Source organism: Amycolatopsis sp. NPDC051071, from assembly GCF_040682875.1.
Classification (GTDB): Bacteria; Actinomycetota; Actinomycetes; order Mycobacteriales; family Pseudonocardiaceae; genus Amycolatopsis.
Genome location: NZ_JBFBBY010000251.1, coordinates 1 through 8,704, shown reverse-complemented (window position 1 = coordinate 8,704; position 8,704 = coordinate 1). Strand labels below are relative to the sequence as shown.

Sequence of the window (8,704 nt, the reverse complement as noted above, 5' to 3'; positions counted from 1 at the left end):
GTCATGAAAGGGTCTTTCAGGACGAAAAACGTCCTGAAAGACCCTTTCATGACACCTGAGTGAGCCCCAAGGCGGCAGGGCCCCAAGGCGGCAAGCGCGGTGTCGCCCGCCCCCGGATGCCATGAACGGCCCGTTACTTGCGAGTAACGGGCCGTTCATGGCACGCGAGTCAGCCGTTCCAGGCCGCCTTGTGCAGCTGCCGCAGCGCCCGCACCGCGGCGACCGCCCGCTCCCGGTCCACCGCCTGCACGGCCATGACGGAGTAGTACTCGTCGTCCGGCAGTTCCAGCCGCGCCCACGAAGCGCCGTCGGGGAAACTCACCGAAAGCACCTCGCTCCATGCGAATCGCTTGGTGATCAGCACGTTCCGGACTTCGATGCCGTCGGCGTCGGCCTTCACGCGTGCCATCGCGAACAGCATCGTGCCCGCCGCGAGCAGGACGCCGATGCCGATCATCGCCGCCTGGTCGGACGGCTGGAAGATCACGCCGGTGTCCGAGCCGCGCAGCAGTACCGCGACGACCACGAAAGTCGCCAGCAGGAACACCGCCAGCACCGAGCACATCATCAGGGCACGGCGGGGCCGCACCACCACGACCTCGGACTTCGTCATCACATCCGCCTCGACGCTCATACGAAGCCCCGCTCGGTCCACGGCTGGCGCAGGTTCCGCAGCGCGTGCGCGGCGTCCAGTGCGGCCACGGTCGCTTCGTAGCCCTTGTCCTCGATGGAGCCCGGCAGGCCGGAGCGGTCGAGGGCCTGCTGCTCCGTGTCGCAGGTGAGCACGCCGTTGCCGACCGGGGTGCTCTCGTCGAGCGCCACCCTGGTCAGGCCCGCGGTGACCGCGTCGCAGACGTATTCGAAATGCGGCGTCCCGCCCCGGACGACGACACCCAGCGCGACGACGGCGTCGTGCGTGCGGGCCAGTGCCTGCGCGGCGACGGGCAGTTCGACGGCACCCGCGACGCGGACGACCGTCGGTGCCTCCTCCAGGTCGGCCACCTTTGCCGCCTCGAGGGCGCGTTCCAGCAGGGCACTCGTGATCTTCGTATGCCAGCGGGTGGCCACGATCCCGAGCCGGATGTTCTTACAGTCGGACAGGTCGAGTTCGACGTCCGGACGGCCCTCGCCGCTCACCGCGTGCCACCTCCGTTGCCCTGGTCGACTTCGGCGCCGACCTGGTCGAAATGCTCCAGCTGGGACAGGTCGTGTCCCATCCGGTCCCGTTTGGTCTTGAGGTAGCGCAGGTTTTCCGGGTTCGGCGAGATCGGCAGCGACACCCGGCCGCTGACCCGCAGGCCGTAGCCCTCCAGCCCGACGCGTTTGGCCGGGTTGTTCGTCAGCAAGCGCATCGAGTGGACGCCGAGATCGCACAGGATCTGCGCGCCGGTGCCGTAGTCCCGCGCGTCGGCGGGGACGCCGAGCTGAAGGTTCGCGTCGACGGTGTCCGCGCCGGCGTCCTGCAGCTGGTAGGCCTGCAGTTTGTGCAGCAACCCGATACCGCGGCCCTCGTGCCCGCGGATGTAGAGCACGACACCGCGCCCTTCCTTGGCCACCGCCTCCAGCGCCGCCTCCAGCTGCGGCCCGCAGTCGCAGCGCAGCGAGCCGAAGACATCGCCGGTGAGGCATTCGGAGTGCACGCGGACCAGGATGTCCTCGCCGTCACCGACGTCGCCGAAGACGAAGGCGATGTGCTCGATGCCGTCGAGAAGGCTGTCGTAGCCGACAGCGCGGAACGTGCCCGCGGACAGCGGGATCCGCGCCTCGGCGACCCGCTCGACCTGCTTCTCGGTGCGGCGCCGGTAGGCGATCAGGTCGGCGATGGTGATCATCTTGAGGTCGTGGTCCGCGGCGAAGACCTCGAGTTCGTCACGGCGGGCCATGTCGCCCTCGTCCTTCTGCGAAACGATCTCACAGAGCACGCCGGACGGCGAAAGACCGGCGAGACGCGCCAGGTCGACGGAGGCTTCGGTGTGCCCCGGACGTCGCAGGACGCCGCCCTGCTTGGCCCGCAGCGGGACCACGTGGCCGGGGCGCCGGAAGTCCGACGCCTTGGACGCCGGGTCGGCGAGCAGGCTGACGGTATGCGCCCGGTCGGCCGCGGAGATGCCGGTGGTGATGCCCTCGGCGGCGTCGACGGTGACGCTGTACGCGGTCCCACGCTGGTCCTGGTTCGTGTGGTACATCGGCGGCAGGTTGAGCCTGTCCGCCTCCGCCTCGGTCAGCGCCACGCAGACGTAACCCGAGGTGTAGCGCACCATGAAGGCCATCAGTTCGGGCGTGGCCTTCTCCGCCGCGAAGATCAGGTCGCCCTCGTTCTCCCGGTCTTCGTCGTCGACCACGACGACCGGACGGCCCGCCTTGATATCGGCGATCGCCGCCTCGATGGCTTCGGCGTTCACAGCCACCCCGCCTCCACAGGGGGTCAGTTCCGCCGACCCCGGAATCGCACTCGTCTCAGTCACGCCCGCTCCTCCGCGCCACCATTGTCCCCCTGCGTACGCAGGTGCGGCATGGCCAGCTTCTCGACGTATTTGGCGACCACGTCGACCTCGAGATTCACCAGGTCACCCGGCTGATTGCGGCCGAGGGTGGTGAGTTCGAGCGTGGTCGGGATCAGGGCGACGGCGAACTCCTCGTCGGTCACCGAAGCCACCGTGAGGGAGATGCCGTCGACCGCGATCGACCCCTTCTCGACCACGTACCGCGCCAGTCTCCCCGGCAGGGCGAACGTGGTGAGCCCTTGCTCGTCCCGTTTGAGGAAGACACCGGTGCCGTCCACGTGGCCCTGCATGATGTGCCCGCCGAGCCTGCCGCCAGCCGGCGTCGCGCGTTCGAGGTTCACGACGTCGCCGACGTTCACCTTCGCGAGGCTGGAGCGTTGCAGGGTTTCGTGCACGACGTCGACGGTAAACTCGCCGCCCACCACCGCGACCACGGTGAGGCACACGCCACTCACCGCGATGGAGTCGCCGTGATCGGCGTCGCTGGTCACCAGCGGCCCCCGTACGGTCAGCCGCGCGGCGTTCGGGACCTGCTCGACCGCGGTGACCTCGCCGAGTTCCTCGACAATGCCGGTGAACACTCCTGCTGCCCTCCTCCTGGTCGCACCGCCGCTGGAAACGGTGCTCCCTTCATCCAACACCCACGCGGGCCGATTCCTTCTCCTGACCCGACGGCGGATCAGGAGCTGGGATCAGCCGCGGGCGCGGGCCGCCTGCTCGCGCAGTGCCGCGACCGCCTTACCAGGGTCTTCGGCTCCGTAGACGGCGGAACCGGCGACGAAGCAGTCCACTCCGGCCTCGGCGGCCTGCTCGATGGTGTCGGCGTTGATGCCGCCGTCGATCTCGACGACGAGTTTGAGGTGACCGGTGTCGACCAGGCGCCGCGCGGTGCGGACCTTCTCCAGGACGTCGGCGATGAACGACTGGCCGCCGAAGCCGGGCTCGACCGACATCACCAGCAGGGTGTCGTAATGCTTGAGGGTGTCGAGGTGATCCTCGATCGGGGTGTTCGGCTTGATCGACAGACCAGCCTTCGCCCCGGCGGCGCGGAGGTTCTTCGCCAGCGCGATCGGATCGTGCGCGGCCTCGACGTGCACGGTGACGTTGTAGGCGCCCGCCTCGGCGTACCCGATGGCCCACTTGTCGGGGTTCTCGATCATCAGGTGGCAGTCGATCGGGACGTCGGTTGCCTTGATCAGCGACTGGACCACGGGCAGCCCGAGGGTCAGGTTCGGGACGAAGTGCGCGTCCATGACGTCCACGTGGACCCAGTCCGCACGTGTGTCCCCCTCCCCCGCGACGGCGCGGATCTCGTCGCCGAGCCGGGCGAAGTCCGCGGAGAGGATGCTGGGTGCGATCAAAGGTCGGTGAGCCACGCGCCCGAGTGTAGGAGGGCACCGCTAACGCGCGCTAACCGGCTGTGACGGCGTCCCGCTCTGGAGTATGACGCCGAAATGGCCCTACGGTGGGAGGTGCGCGCACCCACGGGCCGCATAACGTTCCCGGCATGGTCAACCCACTGAAGCCTCTGGTCCGGATCGGCAGCTATCGCAGCGTGCCGTTCGGGCTCCTCGGAATGGCGCTGACGGCGATCCCGTTCCCGATCGCGCTCATCCCCGCCATCCTCATCCCCGGCGACTCGCGGGTGAAGATGGTCTACGGCATGCTCGCGATGGGTGTGCTGGTCGCACTCACCGGGTTGCTGGGGCCGCTGCGACGGGTCGGCATCTGGTTCGCGAACCAGATGCTGGGCACCCGGATCGCGCAGCCCCCGCCGAAGATGAAGGTCGCCTTGGCGGACCGCGGGCGCTCGGCGGCATGGCTGGTCGTGCACACCGGACTCGGCTGGGTCCTGTTCGGCCTCGGCGTCTTCCTGAGTTTCGGCTTCGCCCTGCCCCTGGTGTGGATGGGAGGCGGTGGCAGCCCCATCGAGTTCTTCGGTGAGCGAGTGACGGTCGAAGCCGGCTCCGCGGGGCTGTGGACGCTGCCGATCGGGCTGGTCACGCTGGTCGTCATCGCGTACGTCCTCGCCGGGTTCACCAAGCTCTTCCAACAAAGCGCGGTCGCGCTGCTGGGCCCCTCGGCCGCTGAACGCGTCGCCGCGGCCGAGGTCCGGGCAAACCACTTCGAGCAGCGCAACCGGCTGGCCCGTGAGCTGCACGACTCCATCGGGCATACGCTGACGACGTCGACGATCCAGGCCGCCGCGGCCGCCGAACTGGTCGATTCCGAACCGCATTTGGTGCGCCGCGCCCTGGGCACCATCGAGGAGTCGTCGAGGGCCGCGCTCGAAGACCTCGACCACGTGCTCGGCCTGCTGCGTGAGGACAAGTCCTCCCGCGAACCCGAACGACGGCTCATCGAAGCCGGAACGCTGGCCGAGCGGGCACGGGCGGGCGGCGCGCAGATCGACTACGAGCTGAGCGGGCCCGCCGCCGAACTGCCCGCGACCCTTTCGCGGGAGGCGTACCGGATCGTCCAAGAAGGACTGACGAACGCCCTGCGGCACGCCCATCCCGGCCCGGTGACCGTGCGGGTCGCGGTGCTGGCGGACGCGTTGCGGATCGAGATCGTGAACCCGCTCATGGAGATGGCCGTCACGTCGGATCGTGGTGGCAACGGGCTGCCGGGGCTGACCGAACGCGTCGAGGCACTGCGTGGCGAGCTCATCGCGGGCCCGGCCGTCGACGGGGAACCGCTGTGGCGGCTGGTGACCACGATCCCGCTACGGTCGCGTTCATGACATTGCGGGTCCTGATCGTCGACGACGAACCACTGCTGCGCGCCGGTCTCCGTTCACTGCTGGACAACCAGCCCGACCTGACCGTGGTCGGTGAGGCAGGCGACGGCGGCGAGGTGGTCGACCTGGTGCGGCGGACGAATCCCGCGGTGGTCCTGATGGACGTCCGCATGCCAGGCGTCGACGGGATCGAGGTGACCCGGCGGCTGCTGGCCGAGGTGCCGGAACCGCCGAAGGTCCTCGTGATCACGACTTTCGACAACGACGACTACGTCTACGACGCGTTGCTCGCCGGCGCGAGCGGGTTCCTGCTGAAGCGGGCGCGCAAGGAGGAGTTCGCGCACGCCATCCGGACCATCGCCGCCGGGGAGACGCTGCTGTTCCCCGACGCGATCCGGCGGATGGTCGCGGCGCGACCGACGGAATCCGGCCTCGCACCGAAGCCGTCTTCGCTGACGAAACGGGAGACCGAGGTGCTACGGCTGATCGCCACCGGGATGTCCAATGTAGACATAGCGGCCGATCTGGTCATCAGTCTTGAAACCGTCAAAACCCATGTGGGCAACATCTTCGGGAAACTGGGTGCGGCCAACCGCAGCCAGGCGGTGGTGTTCGCTTACGAGACCGGCATCGTCGCACCGGGGCACAGCCTGCGCTAGCGGACGGCCGCTGTTCTTCGTCCGTTCATCCGGAAATCCCCACCCGCACACATGCGCGGTGACTAATGGGACTGCCCTGATCCTCAGTAATCCCAAGGAGATTTTCGATGGCTTCGCTGTTCACAGGACGGCGCCGGTGGCTGGCGGGCGGGGCGCTCGGCGTCACGCTGCTCGCAGTGGCCCCCGCGGCGCTCGCCGCCGGTGACGACGCCCGCCTCGCCGCCGCGCAGGGTGACCGCACCCAGGACGTGCGTGCCGCGATCAAGGGCGGCAGCGCTCGCAACGTCATCCTGTTCATCGGCGACGGTATGGGCCAGTCCGAGATCACCTCGGCGCGCAACTACGAGCGTGGCGCGGCCGGACGGCTCGCGATGGACGAACTGCCGCTCACCGGTGACTACACGACGTACGCGGTCGAGAAAAACAATCCGTCGAAGCCCGACTACGTGACCGACTCGGCCGCCTCCGGCACCGGCTGGGCCACCGGCGTGAAGACCTACAACGGCGCGATCTCCGTCGACCCGTACGGCAACGCCGTCCCGTCGATCCTCGAGATCGCCAAGCGTTCGGGTCTGCGCACCGGCGACGTCACCACGGCCGAGGTCCAGGACGCCACCCCCGCCGTACTCGGTTCGCACGTCGTCAACCGCGACTGCAAGGGTCCGGACGAGACCAGTGCGAAGTGCGCGGTCAACGCCAAGGAGAACGGCGGCGCCGGTTCCATTGCCGAGCAGCTGGTCCAGACCAAGCCGGACGTCCTGCTCGGCGGCGGCGCGAAATACTTCGACCAGAAGGTCAAGGCCGGGAAGTTCACCGGCAAGACCGTGCTGGACCAGGCGAAGTCGGCGGGCTATCAGGTGGTGAACACCGCGTCGGATCTCGCCGCGGCCAAACCCGGCAAGCCGCTGCTCGGCCTGTTCGCCGCCGGCAACATGCCGGTCAACTGGACCGGTCCGGCCGCGAAGCTGGGCGGCACCCCGCCGAGCCGCTGCACGCCGAACCCCGCGCTGCCGAAGACTCAGCCGAAGCTGGCCGACCAGACCCGCAAGGCGATCTCGCTGCTCGACGACCGCCGCAAGGACAAGGGTTTCTTCCTCCAGGTCGAGGGCGCGAGCATCGACAAGCAGGACCACGCCGCCGACCCGTGCGGCCAGATCGGTGAGACGATCGATTTCGACCAGGCCGTCGCCGCGGGCCTCGCGTACGCCCGCGGCAACCCGGACACCCTGGTGATCGTCACCGGCGACCACGGCCACACCAGCCAGATCATCGGCAACGGCACGGTCAGCCCCGGCCAGACCGCGACGCTGGTCACCAACGAGGGCGCGAATATGACGATCAACTACGGCACCGGGATGCCCGGTTCGTCGCAGGACCACACCGGCACGCAGATCCGCGTCGCCGGCTACGGCCCGCAGGCGGCGAACGTCGTCGGCCTGACCAACCAGACCGATTTGTTCGGGACCCTGAAGCGCGCGCTGCGCCTGCGCTGATGGTGGGGCAGGCCCCCGTTGAGGGGTGGGGGCCTGCCTCATGGCCGCGCGATTCCGGCTTCCCTAGTTTGGGATCCATGCGAAAAACCCTGCCAGGTAAGAAGATTGTCGCTGTCGGCTCGCTGATCGCGTTGCTGGCCACCACCACCGCCGCACCGGCGCTCGCCGTGTCCAAGCCGCACGACGAGGTCGACAAGGCGCTGAAAACGCTGGTACAGGACGGGGTCCCGGGCGCGCAGGCGACCGTGACGAGCGCGTCCGGGCGGACGTGGTCGGAGCGCGAAGGCGTCGGGAACATCGAGACCAAGACCCCGTTCCCACGCGGCTCGAAGTTCCGGGCGGCCAGCGTCACCAAGACCTTCGTCGCCGTCGTGGTGCTGCAACTGGCCGCCGAAGGGAAGGTCCGGCTGGACGCGCCGATCGAGCGCTACCTGCCCGGTGTCGTCAAGGGGAACGGCAACGACGGCACCAAGATCACCGTCCGTCAGCTGCTCCAGCACACCAGCGGGCTCTACAACTACGTCCGCGACCTCGACATCGACGCGTGGCGGCACCGGGGCGCCGAACCCGGAGAACTACTGGCGATCGGCCTCTCGCATCCGCCGGACTTCGCCCCCGGCATGAAGTGGTCGTACTCCAACACGAACTACGTCGTCGCGGGCATGCTTATCGAAAAGCTCACCGGCCGTTCCGTCGCCACCGAGATCCGGAACAGGATCGCCAAACCGCTCGGCCTGCGGGACACCTACCTGCCGCCGCGCGGCGACGAGCGCCTGCCGTCACCGCACCCCCGTGGCTACTCGCCGCGCGAGACAGGCCTTGTCGACTTCACCAAGCTCGATCCGTCGGCCGCGGGAGCTTCCGGCGGGATCATTTCGACCGGTGAAGACCTGAACCGCTTCTTCGGCGCGGTCACCGACGGCCGTCTACTGCCTCGGGCACAACAGGCGGAGATGCAGCGGACCGTTCCCGCGGACCTGGGCATTCCCGGTGCGGAGTACGGGCTCGGGATCGCGTCGGTCCCGCTGTCCTGCGGCGGGTCCTTCTGGGGCCACGGCGGAAACCTCCAGGGCTTCGCGAATATCTCGGGGGCGATTCCGCACGGGAAGCGGGTGAACGTCGTGGTGAACCAGGATCCGCTGCCGGACGAGGCGTCGAAAGACCTCGTGGCCGCGGTCGACACGGCGTTCTGCGGGTCGTGAGTGATTTGGGTCGTTAGAACGGCCCCGCTCTTAAGCACTTACGCGTCACCTGCGGCGTTGCTCGCGTGAAGTACAGGAAGGCCCCCTTCCTTGCGCCTAGCGCAAG

Annotated in this window: 9 protein-coding genes; 4 read left to right on the top strand and 5 right to left on the bottom strand. The window is 68.6% G+C overall.

Going from position 1 to position 8,704, the window contains the following annotated elements; all coding sequences use genetic code 11:
- Window positions 1-169: 169 nt before the first annotated feature.
- From AB0M65_RS39010 to rpe, 5 genes are all read right to left on the bottom strand, one after another.
- Window positions 170-634, bottom strand: coding sequence for a PH domain-containing protein (locus tag AB0M65_RS39010; protein ID WP_364040025.1), 465 nt, complete (start codon window positions 632-634; stop codon window positions 170-172).
- Window positions 631-1,137 carry a 6,7-dimethyl-8-ribityllumazine synthase gene (gene ribH, locus AB0M65_RS39005; protein WP_364040022.1) on the bottom strand — a complete coding sequence of 169 codons (507 nt, stop codon included), beginning with the start codon at window positions 1,135-1,137 and terminating at the stop codon, window positions 631-633. The genes AB0M65_RS39010 and ribH overlap by 4 nt, the downstream gene beginning before the upstream one ends.
- Window positions 1,134-2,408, bottom strand: coding sequence for a bifunctional 3,4-dihydroxy-2-butanone-4-phosphate synthase/GTP cyclohydrolase II (locus AB0M65_RS39000; RefSeq protein ID WP_364040031.1), 1,275 nt, complete (start codon window positions 2,406-2,408; stop codon window positions 1,134-1,136). Before AB0M65_RS39000 ends, ribH begins: the two co-directional genes overlap by 4 nt.
- A gap of 53 nt (window positions 2,409-2,461) precedes the next feature.
- On the bottom strand, window positions 2,462-3,085 hold the full coding sequence (locus AB0M65_RS38995; protein WP_364040019.1) for a riboflavin synthase: 624 nt from the start codon (window positions 3,083-3,085) through the stop codon (window positions 2,462-2,464).
- 111 nt (window positions 3,086-3,196) lie between these two features.
- The gene (gene rpe / locus AB0M65_RS38990) at window positions 3,197-3,865 is read right to left on the bottom strand and encodes a ribulose-phosphate 3-epimerase (RefSeq protein ID WP_364040028.1); all 669 of its coding nucleotides are present in this window, start codon (window positions 3,863-3,865) and stop codon (window positions 3,197-3,199) included.
- Window positions 3,866-4,011: 146 nt separating this feature from the next.
- On the opposite strand from rpe, the gene AB0M65_RS38985 reads away from it, so the two are divergent.
- From AB0M65_RS38985 to AB0M65_RS38970, 4 genes are all read left to right on the top strand, one after another.
- Window positions 4,012-5,247: a histidine kinase gene (locus AB0M65_RS38985; RefSeq protein WP_364040016.1), complete on the top strand. Its 1,236-nt coding sequence runs from the start codon at window positions 4,012-4,014 to the stop codon at window positions 5,245-5,247.
- Window positions 5,244-5,903: a response regulator transcription factor gene (locus tag AB0M65_RS38980; RefSeq protein ID WP_364040013.1), complete on the top strand. Its 660-nt coding sequence runs from the start codon at window positions 5,244-5,246 to the stop codon at window positions 5,901-5,903. Before AB0M65_RS38985 ends, AB0M65_RS38980 begins: the two co-directional genes overlap by 4 nt.
- A 107-nt stretch (window positions 5,904-6,010) precedes the next feature.
- Window positions 6,011-7,396 (top strand): alkaline phosphatase, encoded by a 1,386-nt coding sequence (gene phoA / locus AB0M65_RS38975; RefSeq protein WP_364040010.1) that lies wholly within the window; start codon window positions 6,011-6,013, stop codon window positions 7,394-7,396.
- Window positions 7,397-7,473: 77 nt separating this feature from the next.
- On the top strand, window positions 7,474-8,598 hold the full coding sequence (locus AB0M65_RS38970; protein ID WP_364040007.1) for a serine hydrolase domain-containing protein: 1,125 nt from the start codon (window positions 7,474-7,476) through the stop codon (window positions 8,596-8,598).
- Window positions 8,599-8,704 lie beyond the last annotated feature (106 nt).

Bases quoted from the DNA above. Each gene is read 5' to 3' on its own strand.
- AB0M65_RS39010 (WP_364040025.1), bottom strand. From the start codon at position 634: ATGAGCGTCGAGGCGGATGTGATGACGAAGTCCGAGGTCGTGGTGGTG.
- AB0M65_RS38985 (WP_364040016.1), top strand. From the start codon at position 4,012: ATGGTCAACCCACTGAAGCCTCTGGTCCGGATCGGCAGCTATCGCAGC.
- AB0M65_RS38980 (WP_364040013.1), top strand. From the start codon at position 5,244: ATGACATTGCGGGTCCTGATCGTCGACGACGAACCACTGCTGCGCGCC.
- phoA (WP_364040010.1), top strand. From the start codon at position 6,011: ATGGCTTCGCTGTTCACAGGACGGCGCCGGTGGCTGGCGGGCGGGGCG.
- AB0M65_RS38970 (WP_364040007.1), top strand. From the start codon at position 7,474: ATGCGAAAAACCCTGCCAGGTAAGAAGATTGTCGCTGTCGGCTCGCTG.